This is a genomic window from Rhodospirillaceae bacterium (genome assembly GCA_002746255.1).
In the GTDB taxonomy this organism is placed as follows: domain Bacteria; phylum Pseudomonadota; class Alphaproteobacteria.
In genome coordinates, this window is the sequence record NVWO01000001.1 from 52,386 (window position 1) to 72,426 (window position 20,041).

At 59.4% G+C, this 20,041-nt stretch carries 15 protein-coding genes; 10 read left to right on the forward strand and 5 right to left on the reverse strand.

Annotated elements, in window-relative coordinates:
* Window position 1 precedes the first annotated feature (1 nt).
* Entirely contained in the window at window positions 2–1,321 is a 1,320-nt protein-coding gene (locus COA65_00275; protein PCJ61441.1) for a glycolate oxidase iron-sulfur subunit, read from the forward strand.
* Between the two features lie 112 nt (window positions 1,322–1,433).
* Window positions 1,434–1,988, forward strand: coding sequence for a hypothetical protein (locus COA65_00280; protein PCJ61442.1), 555 nt, complete (start codon window positions 1,434–1,436; stop codon window positions 1,986–1,988).
* A 48-nt stretch (window positions 1,989–2,036) separates the two neighbouring features.
* On the opposite strand, the gene pyk is transcribed toward COA65_00280, so the two are convergent.
* Complete coding sequence (gene pyk / locus COA65_00285; GenBank protein ID PCJ61443.1) at window positions 2,037–3,458, reverse strand: pyruvate kinase; 1,422 nt, start codon at window positions 3,456–3,458, stop codon at window positions 2,037–2,039.
* Window positions 3,459–3,627: 169 nt separating this feature from the next.
* Between pyk and COA65_00290 the strand changes: the two genes are divergently transcribed.
* Complete coding sequence (locus COA65_00290) at window positions 3,628–4,155, forward strand: adenine phosphoribosyltransferase (GenBank protein PCJ61741.1); 528 nt, start codon at window positions 3,628–3,630, stop codon at window positions 4,153–4,155.
* A 113-nt stretch (window positions 4,156–4,268) separates the two neighbouring features.
* On the opposite strand, the gene COA65_00295 is transcribed toward COA65_00290, so the two are convergent.
* Window positions 4,269–5,666, reverse strand: a complete 1,398-nt coding sequence (locus COA65_00295) for a porin (GenBank protein ID PCJ61444.1) — start codon at window positions 5,664–5,666, stop codon at window positions 4,269–4,271.
* A gap of 178 nt (window positions 5,667–5,844) precedes the next feature.
* Between COA65_00295 and COA65_00300 the strand changes: the two genes are divergently transcribed.
* Window positions 5,845–6,666, forward strand: coding sequence for a hypothetical protein (locus COA65_00300; protein ID PCJ61445.1), 822 nt, complete (start codon window positions 5,845–5,847; stop codon window positions 6,664–6,666).
* 36 nt (window positions 6,667–6,702) lie between these two features.
* A complete protein-coding gene (locus COA65_00305) occupies window positions 6,703–7,839 on the forward strand; it encodes a carboxylate-amine ligase (GenBank protein PCJ61446.1) in 1,137 nt (378 codons plus the stop codon).
* 12 nt (window positions 7,840–7,851) lie between these two features.
* Here the strand turns inward: COA65_00305 and COA65_00310 are convergent, their stop codons facing one another.
* Both COA65_00310 and COA65_00315 read right to left on the reverse strand, forming a co-directional pair.
* Complete coding sequence (locus tag COA65_00310) at window positions 7,852–8,442, reverse strand: hypothetical protein (protein ID PCJ61447.1); 591 nt, start codon at window positions 8,440–8,442, stop codon at window positions 7,852–7,854.
* Window positions 8,443–8,510: 68 nt separating this feature from the next.
* Complete coding sequence (locus tag COA65_00315) at window positions 8,511–11,972, reverse strand: indolepyruvate ferredoxin oxidoreductase (GenBank protein PCJ61448.1); 3,462 nt, start codon at window positions 11,970–11,972, stop codon at window positions 8,511–8,513.
* Window positions 11,973–12,140: 168 nt separating this feature from the next.
* Here COA65_00315 and COA65_00320 point away from each other — a divergent pair, with 168 nt between their 5' ends.
* Window positions 12,141–13,124, forward strand: a complete 984-nt coding sequence (locus COA65_00320; GenBank protein PCJ61449.1) for a protein CapI — start codon at window positions 12,141–12,143, stop codon at window positions 13,122–13,124.
* On the opposite strand, the gene COA65_00325 is transcribed toward COA65_00320, so the two are convergent.
* Window positions 13,121–14,953 carry a long-chain fatty acid--CoA ligase gene (locus COA65_00325; protein PCJ61742.1) on the reverse strand — a complete coding sequence of 611 codons (1,833 nt, stop codon included), beginning with the start codon at window positions 14,951–14,953 and terminating at the stop codon, window positions 13,121–13,123. The genes COA65_00320 and COA65_00325 overlap by 4 nt on opposite strands.
* Window positions 14,954–15,105: 152 nt before the next feature.
* Between COA65_00325 and COA65_00330 the strand changes: the two genes are divergently transcribed.
* The 4 genes from COA65_00330 to COA65_00345 all read left to right on the forward strand — a co-directional run bounded on the left by COA65_00330 (window position 15,106) and on the right by COA65_00345 (window position 19,913).
* Entirely contained in the window at window positions 15,106–16,890 is a 1,785-nt protein-coding gene (locus tag COA65_00330) for an oligoendopeptidase F (GenBank protein PCJ61450.1), read from the forward strand.
* A gap of 116 nt (window positions 16,891–17,006) precedes the next feature.
* Window positions 17,007–18,161, forward strand: a complete 1,155-nt coding sequence (locus COA65_00335) for an NAD(P)(+) transhydrogenase (Re/Si-specific) subunit alpha (GenBank protein PCJ61451.1) — start codon at window positions 17,007–17,009, stop codon at window positions 18,159–18,161.
* A gap of 3 nt (window positions 18,162–18,164) precedes the next feature.
* Window positions 18,165–18,506, forward strand: a complete 342-nt coding sequence (locus COA65_00340; GenBank protein PCJ61452.1) for an NAD(P) transhydrogenase subunit alpha — start codon at window positions 18,165–18,167, stop codon at window positions 18,504–18,506.
* A 15-nt stretch (window positions 18,507–18,521) separates the two neighbouring features.
* A complete protein-coding gene (locus COA65_00345) occupies window positions 18,522–19,913 on the forward strand; it encodes an NAD synthetase (GenBank protein ID PCJ61453.1) in 1,392 nt (463 codons plus the stop codon).
* Window positions 19,914–20,041: the final 128 nt, after the last annotated feature.

Below are 20,041 nucleotides of genomic sequence, written 5' to 3' on the forward strand. Positions count from 1 at the left end.
TATGCAAACGGCGTTCACCCTTGCGCAATTGGCAGACCCCGATGTGGCCGAGGCAAACCGCATTTTGCGCAGTTGCATTCATTGCGGCATGTGCCTTGCCTCATGCCCAACCTATGTTTTAAGCGGCGACGAGCGCGACAGCCCGCGCGGGCGTATTTACCTCATCAAGGAATTGCTGGAGAAGGACGCGCCCCCTTCGGCCTCTTGCGTGCGCCACCTTGATCGCTGTCTCGGCTGTATGGCGTGCGTGACGGCCTGTCCTGCCGGGGTGGATTATGAAGGCCTGCTTGCGCGGGGTCGCGCGCGCATCGCAGCGACGGCGGCCCGGCCCTTTCCCGAGCGACTTTGGCGTGGGTTCCTTGGTCACGTGTTGCCGTGGCCGGGGCGTTTTCGCGCGTTGCTGCGTCTAAGCCGGCTTGGCCGCCCATGGCTGGTTCATCTGCCGGGGCGTCTTGGCCGCGCCGTTGCACATGTGCCCCGGCATTTGCCGTTGCGCGCCGATCTTGCCGGGCCGGGCGTGCATGAGGCGAAAGGCGAACGCCGTCGCCGGGTGCTTCTTTTGGAAGGCTGCGTTCAGAAAAGTTTGCGGCCGGCCATCCATGGGGCAAGCGTGCGGCTTCTCACCCGCCTTGGCTGTGAGGTGGTGGTGGTAAAAGGGGTGGGGTGTTGCGGGGCGACCCTTTTGCATCTCGGCGACGCGCCGGGCGCAAAGGCGCTGGCCCGAACGAATCTGGATTGCTGGATGGCGGCAATCGGGGCAGGCGATGACGCCGGGGATGCTTATGACGCCATTGTCATCAACGCTGCCGGTTGCGGAACGATGGTGAAGGACTATGCTGATCTTTTCCGCGACGATCCGGCCTATCTGGAAAAGGCGGCGCGGGTTTCGGCCCTTGCCAAAGACATCAGCGAGATTGTGACGGACCTTGGTGTCGCGCCTTTGCACGCGGTGCCGGCTGGTTTTACAGTCGCCTATCAATCGGCCTGTGGCCTTCATTACGGCCAGGGGATTGGCGATCTGCCGTCCCGGCTTCTTGAACAGGCGGGCTTTGCGGTTGTGGCGTTGGCCGATCCGGACCTTTGCTGTGGCAGCGCCGGACCCTATAGCCTGCTGCAGCCGGATTTTGCCGAGGGCCTGCGCGCGCGGAAACTGCAGGCCATTGCCGGCGTGCAGGCGGACGTCGTCGCCACCGGCAACATCGGCTGCCGCGATTGGCTTGCCGGGGGCAGCGCCCTTCCATTCGTTCATGTGGTCGAGCTGCTCGATTGGGCAAGCGGCGGCCCAAAACCGGCTGAAATAAACGCTTTGCCAGACGGTTAACGAAATTGTGATCGGGCGTTCATTGGTTGCTTTGCGCCCGGTGCCTATGCTGGCTGCCATGAAAGCCTGCTAGGATTCACTTTGGGAAAGTTTTCGAGGTTAGGAATAGCCAATGAAATATTTTCTTACCTTCTTTGTCGCCGCGTTCTTCCTTGCCACTGCCGCGCCGGTAACGGCAACCCAGGCGGACCCGGATCTGGATGCGATCTTTAGCCGCCTTAAGGCAACCCATGACCCGGTCGAGGCGGAGAACCTTCAGCAATATATCTGGCGGCTCTGGGTCAAGACGGACGACAGGGCGGTCCGAAAGCTTTTTGGGCAAAGCCGCGAGATGCTGCTTCGCAATGACTATTTGACGGCGCTTGGTCTTGCCTCGGAAATCGTGCAATTGGCGCCGGACCATGCGGAGGGATGGAACCTTCGGGCAACCATTTTTTATGCGCTCGGCGATTACGATTCATCCATTGCCGATGTTGAAAAGACTCTGGTGCTGGAACCGCGTCATTTTGGCGCGCTGGTCGGCCTTGGCATGATGTATATCGAGATGGGACGGGACAAGGAGGCGTTGACGGCCTTTCGGCGCGCCCTGGCCGTGAACCCGCATCTGGATCAGGCCCGCCAACGGATCGAAGCGCTGACAGGGCAGCGTAAAGGCGGCGGGATTTAAGCGCGGTCTGGCGCATTTCCTTCCGGCATTTTTACTCCGGCATTTTCGCTAGCGTTTTTTTACCGTTGCGATTCGCAGAATATTCGTCTTGCCGGGTGTGCCGAACGGGATGCCGGCGGTGACAACGATCCGGTCGCCGGGCTTGGCGACCTTTTCGGCGCGTGCGATGCGCTGGGCTTTTTCCACCATGTCGTTGATGTCGTTTACTTCGACGCTGACAGCGCTGTGCACGCCCCAGGCAAGGGCCAGTTGCCGGGCCGTCTTCTTGCGGGTCGTCAGGCACAGGATGGGGACGTCGGGCCGTTCGCGGGCGGCGCGCAGCGTTGTCGAGCCGGACGTCGTGTAGGTGACGATGGCGGCGGCCGAGATGGTTTCCGCCACTTGGCGCGCAGCAGACGTAATGGCGTCTGCGGTTGTGGCCTCTGGCGTTGCGTGCTCGGCGTTGATGATCGCCTGATATTTCGGGTCCCGTTCGACGCGGGAGATGATGCGATCCATCATCTTCACGGCCTCGACCGGATAGATGCCGACGGCCGTCTCGTTCGAGAGCATCACGGCGTCCGTTCCCTCATAGACGGCGTTGGCGACGTCGGAGGCTTCGGCCCGGGTCGGCGTCGGCGAGCCAACCATTGAGAGCAGCATTTGCGTGGCAACCACGACAGGCTTTCCCTGTTGCCGGCAGACGCGAATGATTTGCCGCTGGATGCTGGGGACGTCTTCGGGCGGCAGTTCCACGCCAAGATCGCCGCGCGCGACCATGACGGCATCGGAAAGCCGGACGATTTCGTCGAGATAATCGATGGCGGACGGTTTTTCCAGCTTTGTCAGGATGGCGGCCTTGTTGCCGATCAGCCGGCGCGCTTTGCGAAGATCGCTTGGGCGCTGGACAAAGGAAAGGGCGATCCAGTCAACGCCCATATCGAGGGCGGCGCGCATGTCCCGGCGGTCTTTCGCCGTCAGGGGGGAGATGGGCAGCTCCACGTTCGGGACGTTGACGCCTTTGTGGTCGCTTAAGCCGCCGCCAATGATGACGCGGGTATCGGCAAAATCAGGCCCGCATTTTCGGACGCGAAGGCGCACCTGACCGTCGTCGAGCAGAAGATCCATCTTCGGCTTGAGCGAAGCAAACACTTCGCGGTGGGGAAGGGGCGCGCGGGTCTGGTCGCCCGCCTGTTTTGAAAGATCCAGACGAAAGGGTTGGCCCGTCTTGAGGACGACGCTGCCTTCCTTGAACCGGCCGAGCCGCAGCTTTGGGCCCTGAAGGTCTGCCATCGTGCCGACCCATCGCCCGGCGGCTTTTTCCGCCTTGCGGATCGCGACAAAGCGGCGGCGGTGTTCGGCGTGGGTTCCATGGCTGAAATTCATCCGGAAGACATCGACACCGGCCTCGATCAGCGCGCGGATTTCTTCCGGACTGTCGGACGCCGGGCCAAGTGTGGCGACGATTTTTGCCTTTCGTTTTTGCTGCATGGTGAAAACCTAATCCTACGTGGTTCATTCGGAAAGCATTTTATATTCAAGAATCAATCGCTTGGATGGCCGTTGCGGCATTGGCTTTCACAGATTGGAGCTTTTACACTGCCAAAAGATAAATTTTCTTCCGGGCCGGACAACGGGCGGAGAAGGGAGCAGCCGATCCATGAACATTAAAGAGAAAATCCGCACCATTCCGGACTATCCGAAACCCGGCATTCTGTTTCGCGACATTACAACGCTTCTCCAGGACGCCGTCGGCTTCCGCAGGGCGGTTGACGGACTTGTCCAGTTGCATGCCGGTGTACCTATCAACAAAGTCGCGGGGATCGAAGCCAGGGGGTTCATCCTTGGCGGTGCCGTCGCGCATCAGCTTTCCATCGGGTTTGTGCCGGTGCGGAAAAAGGGCAAGCTTCCATGGAAGACGTACGGCCAGGAATATGCGCTGGAATATGGAACGGATTGCGTTGAAATTCACAAAGACGCGATTGCCAAGGGCGATCATATCCTTCTGATTGACGATTTGATCGCGACCGGTGGCACGGCGGCGGCGGCCATCCAGTTGATCGAACGCGCCGGTGGCCATGTGATCGGCAGCAGCTTTGTGATCGGCCTTCCGGACCTTGGCGGCCGGGGCCGTCTTGAAGCGATGGGTCAGAAGGTGTGCACCCTTGTGGATTTCGAAGGGGAATGACCGCGCGCGCCGCAATCGCCGTACGCCATCGCCGCAGTGGATAAGAAAACCCCTCGCCCGGTTTTCCGGGAGAGGGGAACGTTTCCTTAGGGAAGGGCATTGCGCTTTCTTTTTTAGAAATCAATTTGCGCCCGCAACTGAATGATCTGCGGGTCGTCATCGGCGGCGGAGGCAAGTTGCGGCAAAAGATTGGCCGCATTGCCCGTCGCATTGTTGTCGTTGTTCACGCGGATGTAGTTCAGCATGAAGCGGACATGGGACGTTGCGTACCAGTTCAGCCCAAAGGTCAGGTTTTTCTCGCCACCGCCAAGGATATCTTCGTCGGTCAGCATGACGCCGCTATAGCGAACGGCAAGTTCCCAGGCGCCGAGGCCGCCATCGGCATAGGAATGTTTTGGCTTCGTGCGGCCAAAAGAACCCTTCTTGGGGTTGTAGCTGCGATGGTCGCCCGGTGTGAGGAAGAGGCTTGCAAACCCGTACCAGCCGTAGAAATCCAGGTCGGACAGGCCGCGATCCCGTGTCACATTGACGCCGATATATTCCCCCTGGAGCGAGAAGGGGCCCCAGACGCTGGCCGCTTCCAGGCCGTATAAAAATTGATCCGTGGCGTTGGTGATCGTGCCCGTGTCCACAAAGCGCACAGACGTTACATGGGATTCGGGCCGTTCCCGGAAACGCAGCGTCTGATTGCGCAGATTGCGATAGGACACCGCCGCGCCAAGATGAATGTTTTTGGCTTTTTCGCTTAAAGGCGCAAAATGCACACGGCTTGTCAGGGAATAGCCTTCGTCGCCTTCGTTGTCGGCATCGCCGGTGACGCTGGACCCGGCACCGGCCAGCGCAAACGACCAGTTTTCACCGTGGGTGTTGTAGCCGATACCGATCAGGTGGCCCGGGGAAAAGGCGTTCGGCAGGGCGCGTTCCATGAAGGTGATGTATTTCGAACTCGTCTGATCTTCGAGGCTGAAGGGCTGCTTGAAATTCCCAAAGGTGAGCGAATTGGGCATGAAATTGTATCGGATATACATGTCCTTCACGCTGACGCTGTTGCCTGCGAAATCAAGCTGGCTCTTGAAATCCAGATTCTTGTAGAAGGTGCCTGCCAGGAAAAGCCGCGCCCGGCGAAATTCAGTGCCATCGCCCAGTCTGGATCTGTCGTCTTCGTAATGGGCGTAATCGGTCATGATGCGCCCGCCCAGCTGGAATTTGAAATTCCCATCTCTGGATTTTAGTTTCAGGCCTTCCTTGACGCTTATTTTGATGTCGCCACCATCCGGGCCACCATCCGAGGATGCAATTTTTTCAGCCTGTTTCTTCTGACCGTTGCGCAGGCGCTCAACCTCTTTGCTCAGGCTGCTGATGATCTGCTTTTGCGTCTCAAGCTGGCGCAAGATCTGGCTTAACTGTTCCTGAGTCGTCTGGGCAAAGGCCGGCGTTGCCGCAAGCGTGCCGGCAATGGACGCGGCCAAAATTCCGGTAAAAAAGCGTGGGGGTTTCATTCGGTTCTCCAATTTCCCTAAGCCGCCTTTTGGCGGTGCAAAATGAATTGTATACGGTCTAATCCCACGCCATGTCAGCCTTGTGACGGGAAGGTTACGGATTGATGACGTCCCCCGATGGGGGGCCAGCTTTGGCGTGGCAGACAATTCCTCTGCCCAGTGGCGGGCGGTTTTCGGCTATGCTGCTTTCATGTCGCGCCTTTCGGAAAAAACAGGGTCGTTGACGCCTGCATGGATCGGGCCGGAAGACCCGCCCCCTTTTGAAACATTCAATGAGGGCGGCGGGGCTCCGATCCTGCTGACTTGCGATCATGCAAGCCCGGCAATCCCAAAAGCGCTTTTCGGGCTTGGCCTTGATGAAAGTGCGCTGCTTCGCCACGTCACCTGGGACATCGGCGCCGGTGAAATGGTGCGCGCGCTGGCCCGCAAATTCGATGCGCCGGCCATTCTTTCCGGCTATTCCCGTCTTCTTATCGACTGCAACCGCCCTGTGGAGTCGCCCGGGGCCATCGTCGTTGAGGCGGACGGCGTTTTTGTGTCCGGCAATGCGGACATCACGCCGGAAAGTCGCGCCGCCCGGGCAGATGCCTTCTATTGGCCCTATCATCAGAAAATTGCGCGACGCATTCAGGAATTTCTGGACCGGGGGATCGTTCCGGTCGTTCTTTCCATTCATAGTTTTACGCCGGTCTTCGAGGGGTTTGAACGCCCCTGGGAAATTGGCGTCCTGTGGGATCGGGATCCGCGCATCGCCTGTCCCCTTATGGAAATTCTGCGCGACCAATATGGTGTCGTCGTTGGCGACAACGAGCCCTATGCCGGGCGCGACAATTATGGCTACACGATGGAGCATCATGTGGTTGGAGCCGGGCTTCCCCAGGTCTTGCTGGAACTGCGTCAGGATCGGATCGACACCCATCATGGCATCGAGGCCATGCTGAAAATTCTGGTGCCTGCCCTTGGGGGAATTTTCGACGATCCGAAGCTTTACTGTCAGGCGTGGTTCCCATGACCAAAAAATAGGACCAAAAAATAGGACCAAAAAAACATGAGCGGGAAAAAGCCGGAATTTACAATCGGGGTCGAGGAGGAATATCTGCTCGTCGATCTTAAAACGCGGGACCTGGTCAGCGATCCGCCGCCGGGCGTGATCGAGGAATGTGGCGAGCTTCTGAAAGGGCAGGTTTCCCCGGAACTTCTGCGCTCGCAGATTGAAGTCGAAACGCGCGTCTGCGGCACGGTACAGGAAATCCGCGCCGATCTGGCGCGGCTGCGCGCCACCGTAAGCGGCGTGGCGGCAAGCCACGACCTGGCGTTGATCGCCGCCTCGACCCACCCTTTTGCCAGTTGGGGCGCGCAAAAACACACGGACAAGGAACGCTACAACGTGCTGACGCGTGATCTGCAAGGCGTGGCCAGACGCCTGTTGATCTGCGGCATGCACGTTCATGTAGGCATTTCGGACCCGGATTTGCGGATCGATCTGATGAATCAGGCCGCGTATTTTTTGCCGCATCTGCTGGCGCTCAGCACGTCTTCGCCGTTCTGGCAGGGCGAGGATACGGGCCTGAAATCCTATCGCCTCAGCATCTTCGACGAAGTGCCGCGAACGGGGCTGCCGGAATATTTTGAAAGCGACGCGGAGTTTAAGCGGCTTCTCGCCGTTATGGCCCAGGCCGGCCTGATCGAAGACGGCACGAAGCTGTGGTGGGACATTCGCCCATCGGTCCGATTCCCGACACTGGAAATGCGGATCACGGATGTCTGCACATCTCTGGACGACGCGGTGACCATCGCCGCGCTTTACCTTTCCATCCTGCATATGCTCTATCGGCTGCGCGGTGCGAACCAGCGTTGGCGGCTTTATTCCCGTGCGCTGATTAGCGAGAATCGCTGGCGCGCCCAGCGTTATGGCATTGATGAAGGCCTTGTCGATTTTGGCAAGGGCCGGATTGTGCCTACGGCGGAACTTTTCGAGGAACTTCTGGAATTGCTGGCCGAGGACGCGGAAATTCTAGGCTGCACGGCAGAGGTGCAGGCCACGCGCGACATTTTACGGCGCGGTACCAGCGCGCACCGGCAATTGGCCGTCTATCGCGCGGCGCTGGCGGAAGGGGCTGAGCCCATGGAGGCGCTTCGCGCCGTCGTTGATGCCCTTGTTGCCGAAACCAGAGAGGGCCTGTAGGAAGGCTGCGCCTTACGGCGTGTAGCGGTAATCGGGATCGTAATCGGAGTTGAGATTGCCCGATTTTTCTGCGCGCGCGTACCACATTTTTGCTTTTTCGATGTCGCCTTCAACGCCGATGCCGCCGGATTTGTAAATCTCGCCCAATCGCCACTGGGCTTCGAACATGCCCTGATTAGCGGCTTTTTCAATCCATGCCACGCCTTCCGAAAAGCTGCGGTCTACACCAAGGCCGCGCATGTAGAACCGGGCCAGGTTGAACATCGCCTTCGGATGCCCTTTTTCGCCGGCAGCGCGATAGAATTTCGCCGCTGCGTCGAAATCCCGTTCCATGCCGATGCCGTGGTGGTGCAGATGGCCAAGGGTATAAAGCGCGTTGGGTTCGCCCCCTGCTGCCGCTTTTTCGTACCAGACGATTGCCTGATCGATGTTGACGTCGGTGCCGCGGCCTTCCTGATAGGCAAGGGCAAGGCTGTATTGCGTGTCTTTGTCACCCGTTTCTGCGTGCGTGAGAAGTTCCGGAAATGTGCGTGCTTTTTCCTCGTCGCAGGCGGTAACGCCAAGGGCCAGAAGAAGGATGAACAGGGAACCGATAAACCGCATGATGTTTCCTTTCGTCGTTCTTTTTTCTTTTATGCGAACGCCCCCGTTCGTTGCCTTCTGACGAATGCCTAGTCCTCTACCGGTACGTAAGGGCCGGAATTGCGGAAATTCGCCAACAGCGCTGCCTCTCGTTGTTGCGCCTTTATCCTACTCGCTTCCTTCACATGGCCGAAACCGCGAATTTGTTCGCCAAGGGCGGCAATTTCGACGGCCAGGTCGTGGTTTTCCGGCCGCAGGCCTGCGAGCAGCTCTTCCAGAACGTCTTCGTAATCGCCTGTCAGGCGGCGTTCGCGCCGGCGTTCCGTGCCATAGCCGAACGGATCGAACGGGGTGCCACGCAGGAAACGCAACGCGGCCAAAACGCGGAAGCCACCCATCATCCAGCCGCCGAAGCGGATTTTTTTCGGCACGCCAGTGTCCCGGTCCCGGCGTGCAAAAAGCGGCGGTGCCAGATGGAAGGAAAGCCGGAAATCGCCTTCGAACCGATCGCGCAAATCGCGTTCAAAGGCACCGTTTGTATAAAGCCGGGCGACTTCATATTCGTCCTTGCAGGCGAGGCGCTTGAAATAGCTTCTGGCGACGGCTTCGGCCAGGCCCTGCCTGCCGATGGCTTCTTCCGCCGTTTGCACGCGGCGGACAAGGACGGTGTAGCGATCTGCCAATGCGCGATTCTGATAAGCCGCCAGAAGGTCGCATCGGTGCGCGAGCAGCGCGTCCAGCGTTGGCGCGCGTTTCGTTTTTTCTTCGATTCCGGCCGTCTGGCGAACAAGGTCGGGGTTGGTGACGGCAAGGCGTCCCCAGAGAAAGGCGTTCTGGTTGGCGGTAACGGCTATGGCGTTCAGTTCGATCGCGCGCCTGATGGCCGCTGCCGAAAGGGGAATCCGGCCCCGTTGATAGGCGACGCCCAAAAGAAAAAGATTGGTTGCGATGGAATCCCCCATCAGGCGTGTTGCCAGCTGGCTGGCGTCCAGGAAAATGGCGTTTGCCGTTGCCCGTTCAATGGCGGCGCGCATGGCGTTTTCGGGAAAGGGGGCATCGGGCGCATGGGTAAACTCGCCGGTCATCGTTTCGTGGCTGTTTACAATCGCCGTCGTTTCCGGGCTGGTCTTGGCGAGGGATTGAAACCCTGCGGCCACGACCAGATCGCAGCCAAGGAGAAGCTGCGCGCCGCCAGCCGGGATGCGCACGGCGTGCAGGTCGCCTGGGTGTTCGGCAATGCGCACATGGCTCCACACAGCGCCGCCCTTCTGGGCCAGGCCTGCCTGATCCAGCACGGTGATGCCCTTGCCTTCGAGATGAGCGGCCATGCCCAGAAGATTGCTGAGCGTTACGATGCCGGTGCCACCGACGCCGGCGATGACGATGTTGTAAGGGGTATGGCTGGATGGCACCACCGGTTCCGGTGGTGCCGGTTCCGGTGGTGTGGGCAGGCCGTCAAGGCGTTGCGGGCTGCGTTTGCGCGCACGGCCGCCGTGGATGGTGACAAAGCTTGGGCAAAAGCCGTTCAGGCAGGAATAGTCTTTGTTGCAGGCGGATTGGTCGATGGCGCGCTTGCGTCCCAGTTCCGTTTCCAAAGGCACGATGGCCAGGCAATTCGATTGCACACCGCAATCGCCGCAGCCCTCGCAGATTTCCGAATTGATGAAGACGCGAAGCGGCGGATCTTCCAAAAGGCCGCGCTTGCGCCGGCGGCGTTTTTCGGCGGCGCAGGTCTGGTCGTAGATCAGGGCGGAAACGCCTTTTTCTTCGCGGAGCTGGCGTTGCAGGTGATCGAGATTGTCGCGATGGTGGACGGTGACGCCGGCTGCGAAATCGGGGCGCTTGCCATATTTTTTAGGTTCGTCGGTGACGACGGTGATGCGGCGCACGCCTTCGCCATAAAGCTGATGGGTCATGCGCGCCACCGACAGCGGCCCGTCCACCGCCTGGCCGCCGGTCATGGCGACGGCGTCGTTGTAGAGAATTTTGTACGTGATGTTGACGTCGGCCGCGACGGCGGCGCGGATGGCCAGCAGGCCGGAATGAAAATAGGTGCCGTCGCCGATGTTCTGAAAGACATGGGGCGTTTCTGTAAAAGGCGCCTGGCCAATCCAGTTGGCCCCTTCGCCGCCCATCTGGGTGAAGGTGTCCGTCGCGCGGTCCATCCACTGGGCCATGTAATGACAGCCGATCCCCGCCAGCGCCCGGCTGCCGTCCGGCACGCGGGTTGAAGTGTTGTGGGGACAGCCGGCGCAGAAATAGGGGACGCGTTCGATCACACCGGCTGGCGGCGTTGCAAGGGCTTTTTCTTTTGCTTCGAGGAAGGCGAGCCGTTCTTCGATTTCCGGGCTGGTGTGGAAAGGCGCCAGGCGATTGGCGATGGCGCGCGCCACCATTGCCGGGGTCAGTTCACCATCCGAGGGCAAAAGCCATGCGCCATTTTCGTCGTGCTTGCCGACGACGCGGGGCCGCGTGTCTGCGCGCGCGTTGTAAAGCTGTTCTTTCAACTGGTTTTCGAGCACGGCGCGCTTTTCCTCGATGACGAGGATTTCGTCCAGGCCTTCGGCAAAGCCCCGGGTGCTCATCGGGTCCAGGGGCCAGCTCAACCCCACCTTGAAAACGCGAAGGCCGATTTCGGCGGCATCAGCATCGGTGATGCCAAGGTCAGTCAGCGCCTGAAGCACGTCGAGGGTGGCCTTCCCGGTCGTGAAGATGCCAAGGCGGGGCTGCGGGCTGTCGATCAACAGGCGATCGACGCCGTTGGCGCGCGCGAACGCGCGTGCGGCATACAGTTTGTGGCGGTGCAGGCGGCGTTCCTGGGTCATGGGCTGGTCCGGCCAGCGGATGTTGAGGCCGCCCTCGGGCATCTCGAAATCTTCCGGCAGGGCAATCTGCACGCGGTCCGGCGCGACGGCGCAGGCGCTTGTGCTGTCCATGCTTTCCGAGATGGCCTTCATGGCGACCCAGCAGCCGGAATAGCGCGACATCGCCCAGCCGATGAGCCCGAAATCGAGCACGTCCTGCACGCTGGCCGGGTTCAGGATCGGGATGCCGGCATCGATGCAGGCAAATTCACTTTGCTGGGGGATGGTCGAGGATTTGCACGCGTGGTCGTCGCCGACCACCACCAGCACGCCGCCATGGGGCGAGGTGCCGGCCAGATTGCCATGTTTAAAAACGTCGCCGGACCGGTCAACGCCGGGGCCTTTCCCATACCAGATTGAAAAGACGCCGTCGTAACGCGCGCCCTCAAACAAATTCACCTGCTGACTTCCCCAGACGGAGGTGGCCGCCAGATCTTCGTTCACGGCGGGGCGGAAATGGATGGCGTTCGCGTCCAGAAATTTCTGTGCCTTCCAGAGCTCGGTATCGAAGCCGCCAAGGGGGGAGCCGCGATAGCCGGAGATAAAGCCCGCCGTGTTCAGGCCCTGGGCGTGGTCGCGCTGGCGCTGCATGAGGGGCAGGCGCACAAGGGCCTGAATGCCGGAAAGAYAAATCCAGCCGCTCGCAAGGGCGTATTTGTCGTCAAGGGAAACCGTGGCAAGGGCCATCGCTGTGTTCCGTCCTTCCTCTAGTAACGTAATTTCGCAGCGCCTTTTTTGCAATCGGAACGCCGGCGAAGGGGGTGGGACGGGGTTCTAGCAGGTGCTTTTTTCGGCGAGGCGCGCTATAGAAAGCCCTGCTTCACGCACGGCTTCACGTAAAGGAACGGACGCTTTATGGCCATTCTTCTGACCGGTTCGGCCGGCTTCATCGGTTTTCACGTCGCCAGCGCGCTGCTGGCGCGCGGCGAAGAGGTCATCGGCATTGATGATCTAAACGCCTATTACGACGTCAAACTGAAGGAAGCGCGCCTTGCCGAGTTGACCCAGAAGAAGGGCTTTGCATTTCACAAACTCGACATCGTGGACAAGCCGGGAATGCAAACCTTTGCCAAAGGCTTGGCGGGCGTTGATCGCGTCATTCACCTGGCTGCCCAGGCGGGCGTGCGCTATTCCCTTGAAAATCCGGGCGCCTATATCGATACGAATGTAACCGGCCATCTCAACATGCTGGAATTGGTCCGCCATATGGATGGTGTGAAGCATTTCGTTTATGCAAGTTCGTCGTCGGTTTATGGCGGCAATACCAAGCTGCCTTTTTCCATTACCGATCCGGTTGAAACGCCGGTTTCCATTTACGCCGCGACGAAGCGGGCGGACGAACTGATGGCGTACAGTTACAGCCACCTCTACCGCATTCCGGCGACGGGGCTTCGCTTCTTTACCGTCTATGGCCCCTGGGGCCGGCCCGACATGTCGGCCTATATCTTTACCAAGGCGATTTTTGAAGGCCGCCCGATTCCGGTTTTCAACAAGGGCGAGATGCGGCGCGACTTTACCTATGTCGACGACATTGTGGCCGGCGTGCTGGCCACTCTGGATCGTCCGCCGGTGGTGGCAGCGAATAGACCGGCACCCCACAGCCTTTACAACCTCGGTAATCACAAGGGCGAGCCCTTGATGCGGTTTATTGGCCTGATCGAGGCGGCGGTCGGCAAGAAAGCGGTGATTGATTTTCAGCCGATGCAGCCGGGCGACGTAAAGGAAACCTACGCCGACATTACGGAATCAATACGCGACCTTGGCTTTCATCCGCGCGTGGCGATTGATGTGGGCATTCCGCGTTTTGTCGACTGGTTTCGCGGCTATCACGCGCTTTAGGGGGCTTTCTTTGCCCCATACAGCCCTTTGAGGATGTCGCCATAGCGTTCGCTGATCTTGTGGCGGCGGATTTTCATGGTCGGCGTCATCAGGCTGTTCTCGATGGTGAAGGGTTCCGCCAGCAGGGAAAAACGCTTTACCTTTTCGATTGAGGACAGCTTGGCATTGGCGTGTTCCAGCGCGTCGCCGAGCCATTTGCGAAAGGCGTCATCGGTAACAAGAGCGCCCATCTCAGGCGGTTTTTTGTGCGCGTGCGCCCACTCAAAGGCGGCTTCGGTGTTTGGTACGAGGAGCGCTACCAGGTGCGCTTTGCGGTCGCCATGGACCATGGCCTGGGAAATTTCGAGTTCCAGTTCGAGGATGCCCTCGACGCGCTGGGGCGAGATGTTGTCGCCGCCGGAATTGACGATGATATCTTTCTTGCGGTCCGTGATGCGGATAAACCCGTCGCCATCGACTTGGCCAATGTCGCCGGTGTGCAGCCAGCCGTCGCGGATGGTGGCGTCGCTTGCCGCTTGATCCCCCCAATAGCCAAGCATCAGAAGCTCCCCACGCACGAGGATTTCGCCGTCCTCGGCAATCCGGACTTCGGTTGCGTTGATTGTGGGGCCGACCGTATCAATCTGGTTGTTGGACGGCGGGTTGCAACTGATGAGCGGGGCGCTTTCGGTCTGGCCATAGCCCTGTAAAATCCGCAAGCCCAACGCCGTGAAGAACAGGCCGACTTCGTAATTGAGCGGCGCGCCGCCTGAAACCAGAACTTTTAGCTTGCCGCCAAAGCGTTTGGCTACCTTGCGGCGGACCAGGGCATCGAGAACGCGGTTTTCCACGCGTTCGCCAAAGGTGAGCGTGCCGGGATGTTCATAGGCTTTCTGCCCAAGGGCGAGTGCGCGCGCGAACAGTTTTGCTTTCAGCCCGCCCGCTTTTGCGACGCCTTTGGAAATGCGTTCGTAGAGCACTTCGTAAAGCCGTGGCACCGCTGTCATGATGGTGGGGCTTGCTTCGGCCATGTTCGTCGAGAGCTTGTCGATTGATTCCGCGTAATAAATTTCCGCGCCAATGGACATCGGAAAGAACTGGCCCGCCATGTGTTCGTAGGAATGGGAAAGGGGCAGGAAAGACAGGAAGCGCTCCTGACTTAGGCCAAGTTCCAGAAGAAGGTCGTGGGCACCCCGGCAATTGTGAAGGATGGCCCCGTGGCTCAGCATGACGCCTTTTGGCGCGCCGCCGGTGCCGGACGTGTAAATCAGGCAGGCAAGGTCGCCGCGCGTGGCCTGTGCCGCCGTTTCGACGCCCGCGTCGGGCTTGCCGCGTCCGGCGTCAAGGGCCTCTTCCCAAAGCAGAATCTTGAAGCTTGCCGTTTTTTCCGGCGTTACCGGGTCCGGTGTGGCCGGTTCCATCGTGATGAAGGTTTCAATCGTGGGGGCGTCCATGGCCGCTGGGAAAACCTGTCCGGCAAGTCTGGCGGTTGAGACGATGACCGCCTTGGCGCCGGAATTGGTGAGGATGTGGCGATGGTCGCCAAGCGTGTTTGTGACATAGGCTGGCACCGTCACGGCGCCGGCGGCCATGATGGCGATGTCGGCAATCAGCCATTCCGGGCGGCTTTCCGAGACGATGACCACCCGGTCCCCCGGATGCACACCAAGGGCGCGCAGCCCATTGGCCAGCGCGCGGACGGCGCTGGCGCATTCCTGCCAGCTTACGGATTGGTATTTGCCATCGCGCTTTGCCCAGAGGAAGGGCGTGTCGCCTTTCTCCTCGGCCTTGTCGAAGAACATCTGCGGCAGGTTCTGCCAGGTTTCGTAGGAAGATTGCATGGGGACCATCTGGCTGATTGCTGGCTGATTGTCAGGTTTCGATTTATTATTTAATGCGAAGATGGCGTCGGTGGCAAACACCTTGCGCCAATTCTGCCAGAATATGGGTGCCATGCTACGAATAAGAAGACGAACAAGAATAGACAGGAAGGAATAGCTGAATGAACGTCACCCCCGATGGTCACGCGGGCAATTTGCCGGAATGGGATTTAAGCGATCTTTACGCAAGCCCCGACGCGCCGGAACTCGACGCCGACCTTCGTGACGCAACAGTAGCGGTCGCAGCGTTTCATGACGCGTATGCCGGCCACGTGGCCGAGAAGACGGGGGTCGAGCTGGCGCGCGCGGTCGCGGAATATGAGCGCATTCAGGAGACATTTGGCCGTGTGCTGGCCTATGCCTATCTTCGCTATGCCGCCGAAATTGGCGACGCGGCGCGCGGCACCTTCTTGCAGGACATGCAGGAAAAGACAAATGCGATCGGCACGCAGATTCTCTTTTTCACCCTTGAGATCAACCGCCTTGCCGAGGACGCGCTGGCCGAAAAGCTGCGCACGCCGGCGTTGGCCGCCTATGGCCCCTGGCTGCGCGATGTCCGTGTTTTTCGTGACCACCAATTGTCCGACGATCTTGAAAAAATACTTCACGAGAAGCAGCTTTCGGGCCGTGCGGCCTGGACACGGCTTTTCGACGAGACGATGGCAGCGCTCCGCTTTGACGTCGATGGCAAGGCGCTGACGGAAACCGAGGTGCTGGACCTTTTGACAAGTCCGGACGCGGCGGTGCGGAAAAAAGCGGCGAAGGCATTGGGAAAGGTCTTTGCCGAGAATGCCCGCCTGTTTGCGTTGATTACAAACACGCTGGCGAAGGACAAGGCGATCGAAGATGTGTGGCGCAAATTCGCCCGTCCCGTCTCGTCGCGAAACCTGGAAAATCACGTCAGCGATGACGTGGTTGCGGCCCTGGCCACCGCCGTGCGCAACGCCTGTCCACAGCTTTCGCACCGCTATTACGCGTGGAAGGCGCGGCTGTTCGGGGTTGAGGCCCTTGATTACTGGGATCGCAACGCGCCTTTGCCCGATCAGGAAACGCGTCCGATCCCCTGGACGGAGGCGGTTGCCACAGTGCTGGAAGCCTATGGCAATTTTTCGCCGGAGATGGCGAGCCTTGGCCAGCGTTTCTTCGACGCCCCCTGGATTGATGCCGGGCCAAGGCCGGGCAAGGCTTCCGGTGCCTTTGCCCATCCGACGGTGCCCTCCCATCACCCGTATCTGCTTCTCAACTATCAGGAAAAACCGCGCGACGTCATGACGCTGGCCCATGAGCTGGGCCACGGGGTTCATCAGCTTCTGGCAGGTCCACAAGGCCTGTTGCTATCGGACACGCCTCTGACTCTGGCCGAAACGGCGTCGGTCTTTGGCGAGATGCTGACCTTCCGGTGCCTGTTGGCAAAGGAAGACAATCGGTTAAACCGTCGCAATTTGATCGCCATGAAGGTCGAGGACATGTTGAACACGGTTGTTCGTCAGATCGCCTTTCATACTTTCGAAGAACGCGTCCATGACGAACGGCGCGGCGGCGAGCTTTCCGTCGCACGTCTGTCCGATATCTGGATGGAGGTTCAGAGAGAGAGTCTGGGCCCGGCCATCCGTTTCGATGAGGGTTATCGTTGTTACTGGACCTATATCCCGCACTTTATTCATTCGCCCTTCTACGTTTATGCCTACGCCTTTGGGGACTGCCTGGTGAATTCCCTTTACGCGGTTTATGAAAGCGGCGAGGCGGACTTTGTGCAGAAATATTTCGATTTGTTGCGCGCCGGCGGCACACAATGGCATGGCGAATTGCTGGCCCCCTTCGGTCTTGATGCGTCGGACCCGGCTTTCTGGGAGCGGGGGCTTGGCATGATTTCGGGGCTGATCGACGACTTGGAAAGTCTTTCGTAACGAATAAGCATTGATCATGCCCTGTTCGCCCTTGGCAAAGCTGGGCGAATGCGGCAGGCTTGCGGAGCTTTGCTGCCAAATCACACGATCGCTAAGAAGAAGCGGGGCAGGGGATAATGAAAATTGGCGTTCCAAGGGAGCGACGCGAACATGAGCGTCGCGTTGCAGCAACTCCAGACACGGTAAAGAAATTGATTGCGCTTGGCTTTGACGTTGTGGTCGAGCGTGACGCCGGTGCCGATGCCGCCTTTCTTGACGCGGCCTATCAGGCGGCGGGGGCATCCCGTGGTGACGATGCGGCTGCCACGCTTGCGGACGCCGACATCGTTTTGAAAGTTCAACGTCCGCTTACGGAAGCGGAAGGCGGGCCGGACGAACTTTCCTATCTGAAGGCGGGCGCAAAATTGATTGGCCTGCTGTCGCCCTACGCCGATCCGGGGCTGGTGCAGGCCTATGCGGACGCAAAAGTAGATGCCTTCGCAATGGAATTGCTGCCGCGCATCACCCGGGCGCAGGGCATGGATGTGCTTTCTTCCCAGAGCAACCTTGCGGGCTATCACGCCGTCCTTGAAGCGGCCAACATTTTTGGCCGGGCGATGCCAATGATGATGACGGCGGCCGGCACCGTGGCACCGGCCCGGGTGGTTGTCATGGGGGCCGGCGTTGCCGGGTTGCAGGCGATTGCCACGGCGCGGCGCCTGGGTGCCATCGTTTCCGCTTTTGATGTTCGCCCGGTCGTGAAGGAACAGGTGGAAAGCCTTGGGGCGACCTTTATCGAAGTTGCATCGGAAGAAACAGAAAATGCCGAGACGGCCGGCGGTTACGCGAAGGAAATGAGCGAGGATTACAAACGCAAGCAGTCCGAACTTGTTCACGCGACGGTCAAAAAACAGGACATCGTCATTACCACGGCGCTGATCCCCGGCAAAGCCGCGCCAATCCTGATTACGGAAGCGATGGTTCTGGACATGAAGCCGGGCTCGGTGATCCTCGACATGGCGATTGAGGCGGGTGGCAATTGCGAGCTTAGCGAAGAAGGGATTGTCGAGATAGGCGGTGTGACGATTGTTGCGTACCCTAATCTGCCAAGCCGCATCGCGGAAAGCGCGAGTTCTCTTTATGCGAGGAACCTTCTGAACTTTCTCGCGCCCCTGATCGACGAAGAAACGAAGCTGCTCAAACTTGATCCGGAAGACGAAATCATCCAGGGCACCCAGCTTACGAGGGACGGGGCAAAAATTCACCCCGCCTTCCTGGACACGGGAGACTAGGACATGGAAGGCATGCAAAAAATGGTTGAAAGTGCTTCGGCAGTGATTGGTGGCGCGGCACATGTGGACCCGTTTGTTTTTGCCCTGACGATTTTTGTGCTTGCCGTTTTTGTTGGTTATTACGTTGTCTGGAGCGTCACCCCGGCATTGCATTCGCCGCTGATGGCCGTAACGAACGCCATCTCCAGCGTGATTATCGTTGGCGCGTTGATTGCGGCAGGGCCGTTGGAAACGACCTTTTCGAAGGTGATCGGCTTTGCGGCGGTGGTCCTGGCGAGCATCAATATCTTTGGTGGGTTTCTCGTCGCCCAGCGCATGTTGCAGATGTTCAGGAAAAAAAGTTAGCGGGAGGAGCGACGCGTGACCGCAACCACAACGGTACTTGCCTATCTCGCCGCCTCCATCTGTTTCATCATGGCGTTGCGGGGTTTGGCCTCGCCGGTGACGGCGCGAGTCGGGAACCTCTATGGCATCGGCGGCATGACGATCGCCATCGTGACGACGCTGCTTTCACCACAAGTCGAGAGCTATACGCTGATTATCATCGGCATGCTGGTTGGTGGCACGATTGGTGCCGTCATCGCCTTTCGCATTCAGATGACGGCGTTGCCACAACTGGTGGCGGCATTTCACAGCCTGGTCGGCCTGGCCGCCGTCTTTGTTGCCGCCGCCGCTCTTTATGCGCCGGCGGCTTTTGGGATCGGTGAAATCGGGTCGATTCCCATGGCCAATCGGGTCGAAATGGGCATTGGCATGGTTGTCGGCGCGATCACGTTTTCCGGCTCCATTGTGGCCTTTGCGAAGCTGCAGGGGCTGGTTTCCGGATCGCCGATGGTTTTTCCCGGCCAGCATCTTTTGAACGCGTTGATCGGGCTGGCCATCATCGGGTTGGTCGCCCTTTTCGGGGAAAGTGAGTCGGTCGGTGTCTTCTGGACGTTGGCGGCGCTCGCCTTTCTGATTGGCTTTCTGGTGATTGTGCCGATCGGCGGCGCCGATATGCCGGTGGTGATTTCGATGCTGAACTCCTATTCGGGGTGGGCGGCCTGCGGCATCGGCTTTACCCTCGACAACCACCTGCTGATTATCACCGGCGCGCTGGTTGGTTCTTCGGGTGCCATCCTCAGCTACATCATGTGCAAGGGGATGAACCGTTCGATCTTTAATGTCGTTCTCGGCGGTTTCGGTGGCGAGGGGCAGGCGTCGTCAGCAACCGAAGCGGGGGGCGACAAGCCCGTGAAGGTGGGCAGCGGCGACGACGCCGCCTTTATTCTCAAGAACGCCGCGTCCGTCATCATCGTTCCCGGTTATGGGATGGCGGTCGCCCAGGCCCAGCACGCGCTTCGCGAGATGGGCGATTTGCTGAAGGCGGAAGGCGTCAAGGTTAAATACGCCATTCATCCGGTTGCCGGTCGCATGCCTGGGCATATGAACGTGCTGCTGGCGGAAGCGAACGTGCCCTATGACGAAGTGTTTGAATTGGACGAGATCAACCGCGATTTTGCTTCGACGGATGTGGCCTTCGTCATCGGCGCGAATGACGTGACGAACCCGATCGCAAAGAAAGACCCAGCAAGTCCGATCTATGGCATGCCAATTCTAGATGTTGAGAACGCCAAAACCATCCTGTTCATAAAGCGTTCTCTCTCGCCGGGCTATGCGGGGGTTGCGAACGAACTTTTCTTCCGGGACAACACGATGATGCTGTTCGGCGATGCCAAAAAGATGGTCGAGGCCATCGTGAAGGCCATGTAGCCCAGGTCGGGGGCCAAATTCAGGTGCCGGGCGTCACGCCAATAAAAAACCCCTCCGACAGGGCCTGAGGGGTTTTCCGAAAAAAGCAAAAATTGCCGCAAAAATCGCGGTGGCTTTTGTGCCCGGCG

What these genes read in the sequence shown, in the direction of transcription:
- COA65_00290 (PCJ61741.1), top strand. Translation starts at nt 3,628, where the DNA reads ATGAACATTAAAGAGAAAATCCGCACCATTCCGGACTATCCGAAACCC.
- COA65_00320 (PCJ61449.1), top strand. Translation starts at nt 12,141, where the DNA reads ATGGCCATTCTTCTGACCGGTTCGGCCGGCTTCATCGGTTTTCACGTC.
- COA65_00305 (PCJ61446.1), top strand. Translation starts at nt 6,703, where the DNA reads ATGAGCGGGAAAAAGCCGGAATTTACAATCGGGGTCGAGGAGGAATAT.
- COA65_00340 (PCJ61452.1), top strand. Translation starts at nt 18,165, where the DNA reads ATGGAAGGCATGCAAAAAATGGTTGAAAGTGCTTCGGCAGTGATTGGT.
- pyk (PCJ61443.1), bottom strand. Translation starts at nt 3,458, where the DNA reads ATGCAGCAAAAACGAAAGGCAAAAATCGTCGCCACACTTGGCCCGGCG.
- COA65_00280 (PCJ61442.1), top strand. Translation starts at nt 1,434, where the DNA reads ATGAAATATTTTCTTACCTTCTTTGTCGCCGCGTTCTTCCTTGCCACT.
- COA65_00330 (PCJ61450.1), top strand. Translation starts at nt 15,106, where the DNA reads ATGAACGTCACCCCCGATGGTCACGCGGGCAATTTGCCGGAATGGGAT.
- COA65_00275 (PCJ61441.1), top strand. Translation starts at nt 2, where the DNA reads ATGCAAACGGCGTTCACCCTTGCGCAATTGGCAGACCCCGATGTGGCC.
- COA65_00310 (PCJ61447.1), bottom strand. Translation starts at nt 8,442, where the DNA reads ATGCGGTTTATCGGTTCCCTGTTCATCCTTCTTCTGGCCCTTGGCGTT.
- COA65_00300 (PCJ61445.1), top strand. Translation starts at nt 5,845, where the DNA reads ATGTCGCGCCTTTCGGAAAAAACAGGGTCGTTGACGCCTGCATGGATC.
- COA65_00325 (PCJ61742.1), bottom strand. Translation starts at nt 14,953, where the DNA reads ATGGTCCCCATGCAATCTTCCTACGAAACCTGGCAGAACCTGCCGCAG.
- COA65_00335 (PCJ61451.1), top strand. Translation starts at nt 17,007, where the DNA reads ATGAAAATTGGCGTTCCAAGGGAGCGACGCGAACATGAGCGTCGCGTT.